The organism is Pseudomonas sp. BF-B-15, assembly GCF_019946675.1.
GTDB classification, from domain to species: Bacteria; Pseudomonadota; Gammaproteobacteria; order Pseudomonadales; family Pseudomonadaceae; genus Aquipseudomonas; species Aquipseudomonas migulae.
This window is the reverse complement of sequence record NZ_JAGYFZ010000129.1, coordinates 1-15,135: the sequence shown is the minus strand read 5'-3', so window position 1 is coordinate 15,135 and position 15,135 is coordinate 1. Positions and strand designations below refer to the sequence as shown.

General features: G+C 61.5%; 15 protein-coding genes. 11 read left to right on the top strand and 4 right to left on the bottom strand.

Annotated elements, in window-relative coordinates; all coding sequences use genetic code 11:
• Nucleotides 1–83 precede the first annotated feature (83 nt).
• The 3 genes from KGA97_RS26630 (at nucleotide 84) to KGA97_RS26620 (ending at nucleotide 3,030) form a co-directional block, all read left to right on the top strand.
• A complete protein-coding gene (locus tag KGA97_RS26630) occupies nucleotides 84–659 on the top strand; it encodes a flavodoxin family protein (RefSeq protein ID WP_008032866.1) in 576 nt (191 codons plus the stop codon).
• A 31-nt stretch (nucleotides 660–690) separates the two neighbouring features.
• Entirely contained in the window at nucleotides 691–1,515 is an 825-nt protein-coding gene (locus KGA97_RS26625) for an alpha/beta fold hydrolase (protein ID WP_223436811.1), read from the top strand.
• 72 nt (nucleotides 1,516–1,587) lie between these two features.
• Nucleotides 1,588–3,030, top strand: a complete 1,443-nt coding sequence (locus KGA97_RS26620) for a catalase (RefSeq protein WP_008041156.1) — start codon at nucleotides 1,588–1,590, stop codon at nucleotides 3,028–3,030.
• A 61-nt stretch (nucleotides 3,031–3,091) separates the two neighbouring features.
• On the opposite strand, the gene KGA97_RS26615 is transcribed toward KGA97_RS26620, so the two are convergent.
• Complete coding sequence (locus KGA97_RS26615) at nucleotides 3,092–3,508, bottom strand: helix-turn-helix domain-containing protein (protein ID WP_008041154.1); 417 nt, start codon at nucleotides 3,506–3,508, stop codon at nucleotides 3,092–3,094.
• A gap of 5 nt (nucleotides 3,509–3,513) precedes the next feature.
• Between KGA97_RS26615 and KGA97_RS26610 the strand changes: the two genes are divergently transcribed.
• The 7 genes from KGA97_RS26610 to ycaC all read left to right on the top strand — a co-directional run bounded on the left by KGA97_RS26610 (nucleotide 3,514) and on the right by ycaC (nucleotide 10,397).
• On the top strand, nucleotides 3,514–3,657 hold the full coding sequence (locus KGA97_RS26610; protein WP_223453033.1) for a hypothetical protein: 144 nt from the start codon (nucleotides 3,514–3,516) through the stop codon (nucleotides 3,655–3,657).
• A 60-nt stretch (nucleotides 3,658–3,717) separates the two neighbouring features.
• A complete protein-coding gene (locus KGA97_RS26605) occupies nucleotides 3,718–4,701 on the top strand; it encodes an MBL fold metallo-hydrolase (protein WP_223481805.1) in 984 nt (327 codons plus the stop codon).
• A 31-nt stretch (nucleotides 4,702–4,732) separates the two neighbouring features.
• Nucleotides 4,733–5,653 (top strand): LysR family transcriptional regulator, encoded by a 921-nt coding sequence (locus KGA97_RS26600; protein ID WP_008030224.1) that lies wholly within the window; start codon nucleotides 4,733–4,735, stop codon nucleotides 5,651–5,653.
• Nucleotides 5,654–6,867: 1,214 nt separating this feature from the next.
• Complete coding sequence (locus KGA97_RS26595; protein WP_008043253.1) at nucleotides 6,868–7,284, top strand: DoxX family protein; 417 nt, start codon at nucleotides 6,868–6,870, stop codon at nucleotides 7,282–7,284.
• Nucleotides 7,277–7,867, top strand: a complete 591-nt coding sequence (locus tag KGA97_RS26590) for an antibiotic biosynthesis monooxygenase (RefSeq protein ID WP_223481804.1) — start codon at nucleotides 7,277–7,279, stop codon at nucleotides 7,865–7,867. Before KGA97_RS26595 ends, KGA97_RS26590 begins: the two co-directional genes overlap by 8 nt.
• Nucleotides 7,864–9,702, top strand: a complete 1,839-nt coding sequence (locus KGA97_RS26585) for an amidohydrolase (RefSeq protein WP_223481803.1) — start codon at nucleotides 7,864–7,866, stop codon at nucleotides 9,700–9,702. Before KGA97_RS26590 ends, KGA97_RS26585 begins: the two co-directional genes overlap by 4 nt.
• A 68-nt stretch (nucleotides 9,703–9,770) precedes the next feature.
• On the top strand, nucleotides 9,771–10,397 hold the full coding sequence (gene ycaC, locus KGA97_RS26580; RefSeq protein ID WP_008032694.1) for an isochorismate family cysteine hydrolase YcaC: 627 nt from the start codon (nucleotides 9,771–9,773) through the stop codon (nucleotides 10,395–10,397).
• A 118-nt stretch (nucleotides 10,398–10,515) separates the two neighbouring features.
• Here the strand turns inward: ycaC and KGA97_RS26575 are convergent, their stop codons facing one another.
• Together KGA97_RS26575 and KGA97_RS26570 are read right to left on the bottom strand one after the other, a co-directional pair.
• Nucleotides 10,516–11,943, bottom strand: coding sequence for a mechanosensitive ion channel family protein (locus tag KGA97_RS26575; RefSeq protein WP_223481802.1), 1,428 nt, complete (start codon nucleotides 11,941–11,943; stop codon nucleotides 10,516–10,518).
• A gap of 521 nt (nucleotides 11,944–12,464) precedes the next feature.
• Entirely contained in the window at nucleotides 12,465–13,484 is a 1,020-nt protein-coding gene (locus KGA97_RS26570) for an alpha/beta hydrolase (RefSeq protein ID WP_008032696.1), read from the bottom strand.
• A 160-nt stretch (nucleotides 13,485–13,644) separates the two neighbouring features.
• On the opposite strand from KGA97_RS26570, the gene KGA97_RS26565 reads away from it, so the two are divergent.
• Nucleotides 13,645–14,541, top strand: coding sequence for a LysR family transcriptional regulator (locus tag KGA97_RS26565; RefSeq protein ID WP_223453086.1), 897 nt, complete (start codon nucleotides 13,645–13,647; stop codon nucleotides 14,539–14,541).
• Nucleotides 14,542–14,681: 140 nt separating this feature from the next.
• Here KGA97_RS26565 and KGA97_RS26560 read toward each other — a convergent pair.
• The coding region (locus tag KGA97_RS26560) for a hypothetical protein (protein WP_223481801.1) at nucleotides 14,682–15,135 on the bottom strand (454 nt) is incomplete at its 5' end.

The following is a 15,135-nucleotide window of genomic DNA, read 5'->3' as shown; positions in this document are numbered from 1 at the left end:
GTACATCGCAATCGCCAGCAAGCCGGCTCCTACAGGGGGGGCCGTGTTGTGAAAAGGGATTTATTTGTCATGAGGACGCCGGAATGAGCAACGTGGTGGTGGTCTATCACAGTGGCTACGGGCACACACGGGTCATGGCCGAAGCCGTGGCCCAAGGTGTGGAACGGCACCTGGGCAGTACCTGCCAGCTGATTTCGGTCGAGGACGTGGACCAGCACTGGGACCGTTTGCACAACGCCGACGCGATCATCTTCGGTGCGCCGACCTACATGGGCAGCGCCTCCGCACGCTTCAAGGGGTTTATGGAAGCCACGGCGGCGTTCTACCTGACCCAACCCTGGCGCGACAAGCTCGCGGCGGGCTTCACCAATTCCGGCTGCCTGTGTGGCGACAAACTCAACACCTTGCTGCAGATGGCGGTGTTCGCCGCGCAGCATTCGATGATCTGGGTCGGCCTCGACCTGCTGCCGGCACGCTCCGGCACCGGCGTGTTCGATGGGCAGCTCAACCGCCTCGGCAGTTCGCTGGGCGCCATGGCGCAGTCGAATGTCGAACAGTCCCCCGAATTCGCACCGCCCCCGGAAGATCGCTGCACCGCTGCGCACCTGGGCGAACGCGTGGCGCGGCTGGCTGAACGCCTGAGCCACTCACCGGTTTGAATCACCCCCAACCCTCCTGAGGAAACATCGCATGAGCACGTTCACCACCCGAGACGGCACCGAGATTTATTACAAGGATTGGGGCACCGGCCAGCCCATCGTCTTCAGCCACGGTTGGCCGCTGAACGCCGACAGCTGGGAATCGCAGATGATCTTCCTCGCCTCTAAAGGCTACCGGGTGATCGCCCACGACCGTCGTGGCCATGGCCGTTCCAGTCAGCCGTGGACCGGCAACGACATGGACACCTACGCCGATGACCTGGCGCAGTTGATCGAACGACTCGACCTGAAAGACGCCGTGCTGTTCGGTTTCTCAACCGGCGGTGGTGAAGTGGCGCGCTACATCGGTCGCCACGGCACCGGGCGCGTGGCCAAGGCCGGGCTGATTTCAGCGGTGCCGCCGCAGATGCTCAAGACCGAAGCCAACCCCGGTGGCCTGCCGATCGAGGTGTTCGACGGTATTCGTCAGGCGTCCCTGGTCGACCGTTCGCAGCTGTACATCGACCTCGCCAGCGGTCCGTTCTTCGGCTTCAACAAACCGGACGCCAAACCGTCGCAAGGCATGATCGACTGGTTCTGGATGCAGGGCATGACCTCCGGCCACAAGAACGCTTATGACTGCATCAAGGCGTTTTCCGAAACCGACTTCACCGAAGACCTGAAGAAATTCGACATCCCCACGCTGGTGGTGCACGGCGACGCGGACCAGGTGGTGCCGATCGAGGCCGCCGGCATTGCTTCGGCAAAACTGGTCAAGGGGTCTACGCTGAAGGTCTACCCCGGCGCGCCCCATGGCCTGACTGATACCCACAAGGATCAGCTCAACGCTGATCTGCTGGCGTTCCTCAAGGGTTGATGTGCCCACGGCGCGGGCGTAGATCCGCGCCGTTCTCGCTCCTGATGAGCCGAATCCTTCGAGAACCTGACCATGAAAAAGCTGACCAACGCCACCGGGGCACCGGTGGCCGACAACTTCAATATCCAGACCGCCGGCCCCCGTGGACCGGCGCTCTTGCAAGACATCTGGTTGCTGGAAAAACTCGCCCACTTCGACCGCGAACTGATCCCGGAACGGCGCATGCACGCCAAGGGTGCGGGCGCCTACGGCACCTTCACCGTCACCCATGACATCACCCGTTATACAAAAGCCAGCATCTTCAGCTCGGTGGGCAAGGAAACGCCGCTGTTCGTGCGTTTTTCCTCGGTGGCCGGTGAACGCGGCGCGGCGGATGCCGAGCGTGATATCCGTGGCTTCGCGGTGAAGTTCTACACCGACGAAGGCAATTGGGACATTGTCGGCAACAACACGCCGGTGTTTTTCTTCCGCGACCCGCTGCGTTTCTCCGACCTCAACCACGTGGTCAAACGCGACCCGCGCACCGGCCTGCGCAACGCCACCAGCAACTGGGACTTCTGGACCCTGCTGCCCGAGGCGCTGCACCAGGTGACCATCGTGATGAGCGATCGCGGGATTCCCACCAGCTTCCGTCACATGCACGGCTTCGGCAGTCACACCTTCAGCCTGATCGACCGCGACAACAAACGGGTGTGGGTGAAGTTTCATTTTGTCTGCCAGCAAGGCATCGAAAACCTTTCGGACGCGGAGGCCGAAGCGGTGGTCGGCAAAGACCGCGAAAGCAATCTGCGCGACCTTTACGAAGTCATCGAGCAGGGCAATTTCCCGCGCTGGAAATTGTGCATTCAGGTGATGGAGGAAGAACAGGCGCTCAACTATCGGCACAACCCGTTCGACTTGACCAAGGTCTGGCCGCACGCTGAATTCCCGCTGATTGAAGTGGGCGTCATGGAGCTCAATCGCAACGCCGAAAACCACTTTGCCGAAATCGAACAGGCAGCGTTTTCGCCGGCCAACGTGGTGCCGGGCGTGAGTTTTTCACCGGACCGCATGCTCCAGGCGCGGCTGTTTTCCTATGGTGATGCCCAGCGTTATCGCCTCGGCGTGAACTTCAACCACATCCCGGTCAACGCGCCGCGCTGCCCGGCGCACAGCTACCACCGCGACGGCGCCATGCGCACCGACGGCAACCTCGGCGGTACCGCCAGTTACTTCCCGAACAGTGTCGGTGAATGGCAGGACTCGCCGGAGCTGGCCGAGCCGCCGCTGCCGCTGGAAGGCTTTGCCCAGCATTATGATCATCGGTTGGAAGAGGATCATTACGAACAGCCGGGTAACCTGTTTCGACTGCTCGATCCGGCGCGCAAGCAGTTGCTGTTCGACAACACCGCACGTGCCATGAACGGCGTGCCGCAGGCGATCCGCCAGCGTCATATCGACAACTGCACCAAGGCCGATCCGGCCTACGGATTTGGCGTGGCCGAGGCGTTGGAGCGGTTGGTGCCGCTAGGGTAAAAGGCGGCAGGCTTGCCGGCGATGGCGCCCATGAAATCGCCATTGCCAGCAAGCCAAGCTCCTACAGGTTGACGCGTGGAAGCGCGCGCACGGCTCGGCAGCGCCAGGCGAATGGGTTGATGCCTTCGCTGCGGGTGAAGATGTGGCAGAAGTGCGCCTGATCGCAGAAACCGCATTCGAGGCTGATTTGCGTGAGGCTCAGGTCGGTGTTCTGGATCAGTTGCTTGGCCCGGGCGATGCGTTGGTGGCGAATCCAGTCTTGCGGCGAGAGGCCGGTGCTGCATTTGAATGCGCGGGAGAAATGACTGCGCGAGAGGGCGCAGGCGCGTGCCAGTTCGGTCACTTCGACGGTTTCACCGAGGCGTTCGAGGATCAGTTGCTTGACCAGGCTTTCGCGCCACGGGGTCAGGCCGCCGGTGGTTTTCTTTCGCGTTTCAGTGGCAGTCGCGCGAGCGACGTTTTGCTGAGAATGAGCCATGACAAATGTCCGTTTCGGTGAGCTTCATTCTTGGTCGCGGGGCTCTGGCAGGCGAGTTAAACGTTGTTAATTTCGCCGATGCGCAGTGGTGGCCAACAACGCTGACTCAGCACATGGCTGCAATTTTTGCGGTGCCGGGCGAGGCATGATCGACGTCTTGTGGCGGGCCTGTGCATGGCCGCTCTTCTGACTTGATCAAGGGTGACGGCATGAAACATTCTCTGGTTGGCGCGTTGGGCCTCGCGGTGGCGTTGGCGTCCGGAATCTCCTCGGCTCAGGCGCCGGCACAGGTCGGCACCCAGGTGCCGGGCTACTTCCGCCTGGCGGTGGGCGACTTTGAGGTGACGGCGCTGTTCGACGGCTACAACGACCTGTCGCCCAAACTGCTCCAGGGCCTGACCCAAAGCCAGATTCGCGCACTGCTGGCCCGTCGCTCGATTGAAACGCCGGGGGTGCAGACTGCGTTCAACGCCTTCCTGATCAACACCGGCAAGCAATTGATCCTGGTGGATACCGGCGCCGGTCAATGCATCGGTGCGACGGCGGGCATGCTCTCGGACAACATGAAAGCCGCCGGTTACGAGCCTTCGCAGGTCGACACGATTCTGTTGACCCACCTGCACCTGGACCATGTGTGCGGATTGGTCGATGGCCAGCAGAAACCGGTTTTTGCCAACGCCACGGTCTACGCCGCGAAGGCCGAAGCCGATTACTGGCTTGATCCTCAGGCGCTGGCCAAAGCTCCCGAGGGCGCCAAGCCGTATTTCAAAATTGCCCAGGACTCCACCGCGCCGTACGTCGCGGCGGGACGTTTCAAGACGTTCGACGCTGGCCAGTCGCCTGTGCCGGGAGTTGAGGCCACGCTGGAAGCCGCGCACACGCCGGGCAGCACGACGTACCGCTTCACCTCTCAAGGGCAGAGCATTTTGTTCATGGGCGATCTGGTGCATAACCTCGCGGTGCAGTTCTTGCACCCGGAAGTCTCGATCGGCTTTGACGTCAACAGTCAGCAAGCGATCAAAAGCCGCGCCAAGGTGTTCAGCGATGCAGCCGCCGGTAAAACCTGGGTGACGGCAGCGCATTTGCCGTTTCCGGGCATTGGCCATATCGCCGCTGAGGGCAAGCATTTCCAATGGGTACCGGTCGAATACGGTCCTTATAAACGTGCGGCGAAAGTGCCGCTGATCGAGTAAAGTCCGACGCATTCACAAGGGAGCCGTGCCAATGAACCGTAACGATCTGCGCCGCGTCGACATGAACCTGTTGGTGATTTTCGAGGCCTTGATGTTCGAGAGGAACCTGACCCGGGTGGCTGAGAAATTGTTCATGGGCCAACCGGCGGTGAGTGCGGCGCTGGGGCGGTTACGGGATCTGTTTGACGATCCGTTGCTGTTGCGTAATGGCCGCGGCATGGAGCCGACAACGCGGGCGCTGGCGATTCTCAAGGAATTGCAGCCGGCGATGGATGTGATTTCCGGGGCGGTCAGTCGGGCGAAGGAATTTGATCCGGCGAGCAGCTGCGATGTGTTCCGCATTGGTTTGTCGGACGACGCCGAATTCGGTTTGTTTCCGCCGTTGTTGCGGCAACTGCAAGAAGAGGCGCCGGGGATTGTTGTGGTGGTGCGGCGTGCGAACTATTTGCTGATGCCGGCTTTGCTGGCTTCGGGAGAGATCTCTGTGGGGGTGAGTTACACCACGGATTTGCCCGCGAATGCGAAGTGCAAGAAATTGCGCGACATCCCCTGCAAGGTGCTGCGTGGGGACAAGCGACCGGGGTTGCTGACGCTGGATGAATACTGCGAGCGACCGCATGCGATGGTGTCGTTCTCTGGCGACCTGAGCGGCAATATCGATCTGGATCTGGCCAAGGTTGGCCGCAGTCGTCGGGTGGTGTTGGGTGTTCCGCAGTTCAGTGGGTTGCGTGCGTTGCTGGCCGGCACGGAGATGATTGCGACGGTGCCGGATTATGCGGCGTGTGCGTTGGTTGAGGGGTGTGCGTTGCGGGCTGAGGATCCACCGTTTCCCATTGATGCTGCGCAGCTTTCGATGGCTTGGAGTGGGGTGCATGACAATGATCCGGCGGAGCGGTGGTTGCGGTCGCGGATCAGTGAGTTTATGTCCAGGCCTTTGCCTGTATCGGGTTGAACGTGGCGGCCTTTGGGCCGACCATGTTCTTTTGGGTGTACATATCCATTGCTGCGGTAACGGCCGCCTATGGTTTCGCCCTTACGGCGACTCACTTTTGCAGACGCCCAAAAGTAAGCAAAACGCTTCGCCCCAGCGTCCGGCCCCTCGCTAAGGCTCGGCGTTCCCTCGCTCCGGTCCTGCTCCGTGGGCCCGCCGCCATCGGCCATCCCTGGCCGGGGGCGGCTAGCCCGGCATCCATGCCGGGCTGCCCACTGCGCAGAACCTCCACTCGGCCTCCCGAAGGGGCGGGCAGATCAAAATCAAAAGCTGAAGGCGAGCTAACGCTCGGCCTGATGAGTGGTGAAAGGCGGGTGCGTTGCTTGGCTCTTCGTAGGAGCGATGCTTGCTCGCGAAGGCGGCCTGACAGCCGGCCCTTCACTCACGAATGTCCCCAATCTCCTGTAGGAGCCGGCTTGCCGGCGATGACGACCTGACAGCCGACCCTTCACCCACGAATGTCCCCAATCCCCTGTAGGAGCCGGCTTGCCGGCGATGGCGTGCTTCCAGCCGACCCTTCACCCACGAATGTACCCAACCCTCTGTAGGAGCCGGCTTGCCGGCGATGGCGTGTTTCCAGCCGACCCTTCACCCACGAATGTACCCAACCCACCGCTATCGTCGGAACGCCGCCCGCAGCAAGCCGGCTCCTACAGGAAATCGGCGTACGCTTTCGCTTTTCACCACTCATCAGGTCGAGCGTTAGCTCGCCTTCAGCTTTTGATCTGAGCGCCCCCTCGAGAGGCCGAGCGCAGGTTCTGCGCAGTGGGCAACCCGGCATGGATGCCGGGTTAGCCGCCCCCGGCCATGGATGGCCGATGGCGGCGGGCCCACGGAGCAGGACCGGAGCGAGGGCATGGCGAGCATTAGCGAGCCACCGAACGAAAGGGGCAAGAGCGCTTGGTTACTTGCCGCTTCTGCAAGTGACTCGCCGTAAGGGCGAAACCAATAGCAGCCGTTACCGCAGGAATGGATATGTACATCAATAAAAGATAGGTCGGCTATCAGGCCGCCATCGCCGGCAAGCCAGCTCCTACAGGGGGGCGATGGCTGGCGATCCTGATCGGCTCACAAAAAGAGCACGTACATTCAATTTTCCCCGCCCCCACACCGGCACTATCGAATGAGGTCCCGGCGCTTTGACGCCGATGGTTTTTCATTTGTGCAGGTAGTCCATGAACGCTTCGCAATGGGATGAACGGGCCCAGGATATCGGGCTGTTTTTTTTGCGGGTCAGCGGTGGTTTGTTTCTGCTGTGGGTGCACGGTTTGCCCAAGCTGCTTAACTACAACGCTCAACTGCAAGTCATCGAAGACCCTTTCCACCTGGGCGCGAATGTCACGCTGATGTTGGCGATTTTTGCCGAGGTGCTGTGCCCGCTGCTGATCATTGCCGGGGTGTTGGTGCGCCTGGCGTGCCTGCCGGTTTTGTCTGTGTTGTGGATCGCACTGCTGGTTGTGCACCCGCAATGGAGCCTCGAGGAAGGGCAGTTCGGCTGGCTGCTGTTGATTCTGTTCACCAGCCTTTTTATCGCCGGGCCGGGACGGCTGGCGCTCAATGTCCGATTCGCCGGAGCTTTGCGTTATGCCTGAATCCAATCGTTTCGAGGAAGTCGTGACCCTGGTCATCAAGCACCGGGTCAAAGCCGGTTTTGAAGTGCCCTACGAAGCCTGGTTGCGCAACATCGTCAGCATCGCCGGGCAGCAGGAAGGGCACTTGGGGGTGGATGTGATGCGCGGCAAGAGCGCCGGCCTCGACATGTACACCTGCGTGCTGCGCTTTTGCTCCACCGACGCGATGCAGCACTGGCTCGATTCGCCACAACGGCTGGAACTGGTCAACGAAGCCACGCCGATGCTCGCCGATGGCGACCAGACCGAGGTCAACCCGGTCAAGGAATTCTGGTTCGCGCCGCAGGCTGAATCCGGTTCGCCGCCGCCGCGCTGGAAGCAGGCCGTGGTGACGTTGCTGGTGATTCTGCCGCACACCTTGCTGGTGCCGCTGATCTGGGGCCCGCTGTTGCGGCTTAACGCGTTCCTGTCCAATTACGTGGTCGCCACGTTCCTGATCACGCTGACCATCGTCGTCTCGGTGGTGTACCTGTTCATGCCAATGGCGACGCGTTTGTTCGCGCCTTGGCTGTCCCCCTCCACTCAGCCCAAGGAAACGCGATGAACGCCGACCTGATTTTGTTCAATGGCCAATTTCATACCGTTGACCGTGAAAACCCACGCGCCAGTGCCGTCGCCATCAGCGATGGCCGCTTCGTCGCGGTCGGCACTGACGCCGAAGCCATGGCCCTGCGCGGCTCCGGCACCCAGGTCATCGACCTCAAGGGCCGCTGTGTCATCCCCGGCCTTAACGACTCGCACTTGCACCTGATCCGTGGCGGTTTGAACTACAACCTCGAACTGCGCTGGGAAGGTGTGCCGTCGCTGGCCGACGCCCTGCGCATGCTCAAGGATCAGGCCGACCGCACGCCAACGCCGCAATGGGTGCGCGTGGTCGGTGGCTGGAACGAATTCCAGTTCGCTGAAAAGCGCATGCCGACCCTCGAGGAACTCAACCAGGCGGCACCGGATACACCGGTATTTGTCCTGCATCTATATGACCGCGCTCTGCTAAACCGCGCCGCGTTGCGCGTAGCCGGTTACACCCGCAATACGCCGAACCCGCCGGGTGGCGAGATCGTGCGCGATGCCAACGGTGAGCCGACTGGCATGCTGGTGGCGCGCCCGAACGCGATGATTTTGTACTCGACCCTGGCCAAGGGGCCGAAGTTGCCGCTGGAGTATCAGGTCAACTCGACCCGCCAGTTCATGCGCGAACTCAACCGTCTCGGCCTGACCAGCGCCATCGATGCCGGTGGCGGTTTCCAGAATTATCCGGACGATTACCAGGTGATCGAGCAGTTGGCCAAGGACGAGCAATTGACCGTCCGCATTGCCTACAACCTGTTTACCCAAAAGCCCAAGGAAGAGCTGACCGACTTCAAGAACTGGACCAGCAGCGTGACCCTGCATCAGGGCGATGATTTCCTGCGCCACAACGGCGCCGGGGAAATGCTGGTGTTCTCGGCGGCGGATTTCGAGGACTTCCTCGAACCGCGCCCGGACCTGCCGCAAACCATGGAAGACGAACTCGAACCGGTGGTCCGCCACTTGGTCGAGCAGCGTTGGCCGTTCCGTTTGCACTCCACCTACAACGAATCCATCAGCCGCATGCTCGACGTGTTCGAGAAGGTTAACCGCGACATTCCGTTCAATGGTTTGCCGTGGTTTTTCGACCACGCCGAAACCATCACGCCGCAGAACATCGAGCGGGTGAGGGCGCTGGGCGGTGGTATCGCGATTCAGGATCGCATGGCGTTTCAGGGCGAGTATTTCGTCGAGCGTTACGGCGCCAAGGCTGCCGAAGCGACGCCGCCGATCAAGCGCATGCTGGCCGAAGGTGTACCGGTTGGCGCGGGCACCGATGCGACGCGGGTGTCCAGCTACAACCCATGGACTTCGCTGTACTGGATGGTCAGCGGTCGCACCGTCGGTGGCCTGGAGCTGCACGCCGAGGGGCTGTCCCGGCAGACCGCGCTGGAACTGTTCACCCACGGCAGCGCCTGGTTCTCTTCCGAGCAGGGCAAGAAAGGCATGATCAAAGTCGGCCAACTGGCTGACGTCGCAGCCCTGAGCGCGGACTTTTTCAGCGTCGACGAAGAAGCGATCAAGTGGATCGAGTCGGTGTTGACCGTGGTCGGCGGCAAGGTGGTGTATGCCGCCGGTGATTTCGAAAAACTCGGCCCGGCCAGTGTGCCGGTGCTGCCGGACTGGTCGCCGGTGGTCAAGGTGCCGGGTCACTGGCGCCCGACGTCGCCGATGCAGGCGCAGGTTCACCATTGCAGCGGGCCGTGCGGGGTGCATTCCCACAGTCATGAAAAGGCGCGGTTGTCGAACGCGCCGGTCAGCGATTTCGCCGGTTTCTGGGGCGCCTTCGGCTGCTCGTGCTTCGCGTTCTGACGATCACAAAAAAGCGCCGACCCGCGTGTCGGCGCCTGACGTAATACCCATCCATCGAGGAGTTTCACATGAGCAACGTTCCGTACAAACGCCTGAACAAAGACGATGCCGTTGTCCTGTTGGTCGATCACCAGACCGGTCTGATTTCGCTGGTTCAGGATTTCTCGCCGAACGAATTCAAGAACAACGTGCTGGCCCTGGGCGACGTGGCCAAGTTCTTCAAACTGCCGACCATCCTCACCACCAGCTTCGAAAACGGCCCGAATGGCCCGATGGTGCCGGAATTGAAAGAGCAGTTCCCGGACGCGCCGTACATCCCGCGTCCAGGCCAGATCAACGCCTGGGACAACGAAGATTTCGTCAAGGCCGTCAAAGCCACCGGCCGCAAGCAACTGATCATCGCCGGTGTGGTGACTGACGTTTGCGTGACCTTCCCGACGCTGTCGGCGCTGGCCGAAGGGTTTGAAGTGTTTGTGGTGACCGACGCCTCGGGTACCTTCAACGAAACCGTGCAACAAGCCGCTTGGGCGCGCATGGCCGCCGCCGGTGCTCAACTGGTGAACTGGTTCTCCGTAGCGTGCGAGCTGCAGGGCGACTGGCGCAACGACATGGAAGGCCTGGCGAATCTGCTGTCGCCGCGTATTCCCAACTACCGCAACCTGATGAACAGCTACTCGGTGTTGACCTCGAAATAAGCTCCTTCAAGCAACATGCATAACCTGTGGGAGCGAGCCTGCTCGCGATGGCGGTGGTTCAGCCGACATCTATGTTGGATGTGCTGCCGCTATCGCGAGCAGGCTCGCTCCCACAGGGTTACCGTTTTTGCAGCCAACTCAAAAAACCACCTTTCTTGATCGGCACCGGTTTGGCCAGCAGCGCCAACCGACTGTTCTGCTGCCGTACCGCCTGCAACTTGTTCAACGCCCGACCCACCTCAACCCGCTGTTCCATGCAACTGCGGGTCAGGGATTTGTCGATCCGGTAGATGATGCATGAGGTCAACGCGGTGAACGTGGCCTGCGACGGTGTATCGGTGAGGATGCTCTGTTCACCCATCACCTCGCTCGGCCCCATGCGCCCGGCTTCGGTTTGCCCGACGCCGTCCGGTACCGTCGCGCTGACCACGCCCGTGGCGATGACCATCAGGCTGTCCGGCACTTCACCCAGTTCCAACACCACCTGGCCTGCCGCGTACTGCTGCGCGACCATCGAATGGGCCATCTGGTCACGTTCGTCTTCGCTCAGGGAACGGAAGACTTTCACCTCGTCCAGCAAGGACCGCGCGCGGGAAGTCGGTTCGATCACGCCGTCGAGCTGTCGGGAAATACCCGCCGCTTCGAGGTGCCGATGGGCGAGGTCGAACAGTTGATTGCGCACTTCGCTTTTCTTGCCGAGTTCGGCGATAAACCCGCTGGCCACGTATTCGGACATGGTTTCGCCGGCCTCTTTCAGCACGGCTTTCGGCGCCGGGTTGAGCAGCAGACTGCTGCTGCCTTGCAGCGTGCGGTCCAGTGCCTCCAGCACCCGACGCGGACGGATGTGGTTGGGCACCAGGATGCTGATCGACACACCATGCATGTTGCCGGGCCGGCTCAGGTTGACGATCTTCGCTTTGGCCGCCACCGAGTTCGGCACCACCGCCGTACTGCCGGCGCTGGTCAGCAGGTGAGTGGCGCGCCAATCGATGTCGAGCACTTTGCCCTCGACGCCGTCGATCGCGATCCAGTCATCCACCTGATACGGCTTGGTGGTGTTGAGCACGATCCCGGAAAACACATCGCTCAGGGTGCTTTGTAACGCCAGGCCGACGACAATTGCCACCACCCCGGACGTCGCCAGCAGTCCTTTCACCGGCAACTCCAGCACGTACCCGGCTGCGGCGACGATGGCGATCAGAAACACCAGCGCACCGATGACATCCTGCAGCAACCGCCCGCTGTGCCCGATGCGCCGCATCAGCAGCAGGCCGATAACTTCGGTGAGCACACGGGCGGCGTACAGCCACCAGAGAATCCCCAGCGCCGTCGCGCCCAGTTGCGCCACGCGGTCGTCTGCCAACAGCGGCGCCTGCAACGGGCTGACGCCGGCGTTGATGATGAGCGCGCTGAACATCACAAACAACGCGAGGCGCACACCGACCCGCGTGACGCGATGCTTGAACGGCGCTACGTGCCAGAGCACGGCGTCGATGACCAGCAACAGCGCACTCCAGGACAGCAGATGACCGTAGATGAGGGACATGGAAGAACTCCGGAAGACTGATTTTTTTTGTAGGAGCCGGCTTGCCGGCGAAGGCGTACTTGAGGGCGCCTTCGCGAGCAAGCTTCGCTCCTACAGTTGAACTGTGTGAACCCGATCCCCTGTAGGAGCCAGGCTTGCCGGCGATGGCGTACTTGAGGGCGCCTTCGCGAGCAAGCTTCGCTCCTACAGTTGAACTGTGTGAACCCGATCCCCTGTAGGAGCCCGGCTTGCCGGCGAAGGCGTATTTGAGGGCGCCTTCGCGAGCAAGCTTCGCTCCTACAGTTGAACTGTGTGAACCCGATCCCCTGTAGGAGCCAGCTTGCTGGCGAAGGCGTATTTGAGGGCGCCTTCGCGAGCAAGCTTCGCTCCTACAGTTGAACTGTGCGAACCCGATCCCTTGTAGGAGCCAGGCTTGCCGGCGAAGGCGTATTTGAGGGCGCCTTCGCCGGCAAACGGAGCGCCGCCCGGCCGCTCCTACAGAAAAGCCCCTCGCACGATGACCGTGGGAGGGGCGAGGGGACTCAGTTCAGATGAGTCTTGAGTTCCAGCGCGGCCTGACGCACCGCCGCTTTCACTTCCGGAATCTGGCTCAGCGGATTGAGCAAGCCGAAGTCATGAATCATCCCGTTGTAACGCACCGCCGTGACCGGCACACCGGCCGCATCGAGGTGGCGGGCATAGGCTTCGCCTTCGTCACGCAACACGTCGAACTCGGCGGTCTGCACCAACGCTGCCGGCAAGCCCTTGAGCTGTTCGGCGCTGGCCTGCAACGGCGAGGCATGGATCTGCGCACGCTCGGCCTGGTCGGTGGTGTAGTTGTCCCAGAACCAATTCATCATGCCTTTGGTGAGGAAGTGGCCTTCGGCAAATTGCTGGTACGAGCCGGTGTCGAACTGTGCGTTGGTCACTGGCCACATCAACAACTGGAAGCGCAGCGCCGGGGCTTTCTGTTCCTTGGCCATCAATGCCACGACCGCCGCCATGTTGCCACCGACGCTGTTACCGGCCACCGCAAGACGCTTGCCGTCGACGCCGATGTCCTTGCCATGCTCGGCCACCCAGCGGGTCGCGGCGTAGGCCTGGTTGATCGCGGTCGGGTAGTGCGCTTCCGGCGACGGCGTGTAATCGACATACACCGCGACGGCACCGGAGCCCACCACCAGGTCATGAATCAAGCGTTGGTGAGTCGGGTAATCGCCCAGCACCCAGCCGCCACCATGGAAGAACATGAACACCGGCAACTCACCTTTGACCTTGGCCGGGCGCACGATTTTCAGGTTGATGGTTTGACCATCGACCTTGATTGCACGATCGCTGACGTCCACACCCGACAGATCAACCTTGACCGAGTTTTGCGCACCGGTCAGCACCGCACGGGCGTCTTTCGGGCTCAACTGCTCAAGCGGTTTACCGCCACCGGCGGCGAGGGCTTCGAGGAAGGCTTGAGTGTTGTGTTCAACGCCTGGGCTGCCAGCGGCAAAGGCGTTGCCGACGGAGAGGGCGAGCAGGGAAGCGGTCAGGGTTTTTTTGACGAGGTTCATGAGCAAATCCTTTTTAATTAATTAGAGATTGGTTACCTAAGGGTCAGGTTGCTGCTGCGCTGGGACTCAGGCCTCAGCAACACCGTGGACACAGATTAATAGGGTGCTCGAAAGGGAAAAAGCGGCTATAAAGCGTTTAACTGTCAACCGGAAAGTGACAATGAACCCGTTCGAAGATATGCGTATTTTTTGCCAGGTCATGGACTCCGGCAGCTTCACCTCGGCCGCCGATCAATTGGGCCTGTCCAAGCAGTTCGTCAGCCGTCGCTTGATGCAGCTTGAAGAACGCCTGGGCGTACGATTGCTCAACCGCTCCACGCGGCGCCTGGACGTCACGCCGCTGGGCCAGAGTTATTACGAGTCGGCGTTGCGCTTGCTCAGCGAAGTCGAGCAGGTGGAACAGGGCATCGCCGGCCAGACCACCGAACCGCGCGGCACCATTCGCGTGAGCGCGCCGTTGTCGTTTGCGGTGGCGCATTTGGGGTGTTTGCTGCCGGTGTTCTTGCAGCGTTATCGCGATGTCACGGTGGAAGTGGATTTGAGCGATCGCCCGGTGGATCTGCTCAGCGAGGGTTACGACCTGGCGTTGCGCATCGGCATCCTTGAAGACTCGACGCTGATTGCCCGCCGCATCGCTTCGATCCAGCGGGTGTATTGCGCCAGCCCGGCTTACCTGGCGGAGCGCGGAACGCCGGGTAAACCCGAGGACCTGCACACGCACGACTGCCTGCCGTATGGCCACGGCCGACAGGTGCAATGGCGTTTTGAAGGGCAGGGCAAGCCGCTGGCGGTCAACGTGACCGGGCGGATGCGGGTCAACAACGGTGAGTTGCTCAGGGATGCGGCCATTGCCGGGATGGGGATCACGTACCTGCCGACCTTCATTGTCGGAGCCGCGTTGAAGGATGGGCGGCTGGTGCCGGTGCTGGATGAGTTTCGCCCGCAGCCGCTGACGTTGTCGGCGGTGTACCCGCAGCATCGCCAGAGTTCGCGACCGGTGCAGGCGTTGATCGAGTTTCTGCGCGAGCGGCTGGATCAGGCTGAAGAAATTTTATAGAGCACAGCACATTTCCAATGTGGGAGCGAGCCTGCTCGCGAAAGCATTTTGTCATTCAACATTGATGTCGTCTGACACTCTGCCTTCGCGAGCAGGCTCGCTCCCACAGGGGGTTGTGGCGAACCTTTGTTCAGCGGTGATCAGGACCTTTTGTCATCACCCGGCTCGCCACCGACGTGCACGCCGTGGTCGTCACCCGGTTCACCGCCGACATGAACGCCGTGGTCATCGCCGATTTCGCCGGCGCGATGAACGCCGTGGTCGTCACCGATTTCACCGGCGCGATGAACGCCGCGGTTGTGGCCGACTTCACCGGCATGATGAACGCCGTGGTCGTCACCGATTTCACCGGCATGATGAACGCCGCGGTTGTGGCCGACTTCACCGGCGTGATGAACGCCGTGATCGTCTCCCGGTTCGGCATGGGTGCCGCTGCGACCGGATGAGGCGGTGTTACCGGAATGTCCCGAGCCATGGTCGTTGCCACTGTGACCGCTGCCGCTATTGCCGCCGCCGTTTCCACCGTGACCGCTGCCGCCATTGCCGCCATTGCCGCCACTGCCGCCACTGCCGCTTCCGCCGTGACCACCGCCA

Coding starts and splice junctions, on each gene's coding strand:
- KGA97_RS26630 (WP_008032866.1), top strand. CDS start 84: ATGAGCAACGTGGTGGTGGTCTATCACAGTGGCTACGGGCACACACGG.
- KGA97_RS26625 (WP_223436811.1), top strand. CDS start 691: ATGAGCACGTTCACCACCCGAGACGGCACCGAGATTTATTACAAGGAT.
- KGA97_RS26620 (WP_008041156.1), top strand. CDS start 1,588: ATGAAAAAGCTGACCAACGCCACCGGGGCACCGGTGGCCGACAACTTC.
- KGA97_RS26615 (WP_008041154.1), bottom strand. CDS start 3,508: ATGGCTCATTCTCAGCAAAACGTCGCTCGCGCGACTGCCACTGAAACG.
- KGA97_RS26610 (WP_223453033.1), top strand. CDS start 3,514: ATGTCCGTTTCGGTGAGCTTCATTCTTGGTCGCGGGGCTCTGGCAGGC.
- KGA97_RS26605 (WP_223481805.1), top strand. CDS start 3,718: ATGAAACATTCTCTGGTTGGCGCGTTGGGCCTCGCGGTGGCGTTGGCG.
- KGA97_RS26600 (WP_008030224.1), top strand. CDS start 4,733: ATGAACCGTAACGATCTGCGCCGCGTCGACATGAACCTGTTGGTGATT.
- KGA97_RS26595 (WP_008043253.1), top strand. CDS start 6,868: ATGAACGCTTCGCAATGGGATGAACGGGCCCAGGATATCGGGCTGTTT.
- KGA97_RS26590 (WP_223481804.1), top strand. CDS start 7,277: ATGCCTGAATCCAATCGTTTCGAGGAAGTCGTGACCCTGGTCATCAAG.
- KGA97_RS26585 (WP_223481803.1), top strand. CDS start 7,864: ATGAACGCCGACCTGATTTTGTTCAATGGCCAATTTCATACCGTTGAC.
- ycaC (WP_008032694.1), top strand. CDS start 9,771: ATGAGCAACGTTCCGTACAAACGCCTGAACAAAGACGATGCCGTTGTC.
- KGA97_RS26575 (WP_223481802.1), bottom strand. CDS start 11,943: ATGTCCCTCATCTACGGTCATCTGCTGTCCTGGAGTGCGCTGTTGCTG.
- KGA97_RS26570 (WP_008032696.1), bottom strand. CDS start 13,484: ATGAACCTCGTCAAAAAAACCCTGACCGCTTCCCTGCTCGCCCTCTCC.
- KGA97_RS26565 (WP_223453086.1), top strand. CDS start 13,645: ATGAACCCGTTCGAAGATATGCGTATTTTTTGCCAGGTCATGGACTCC.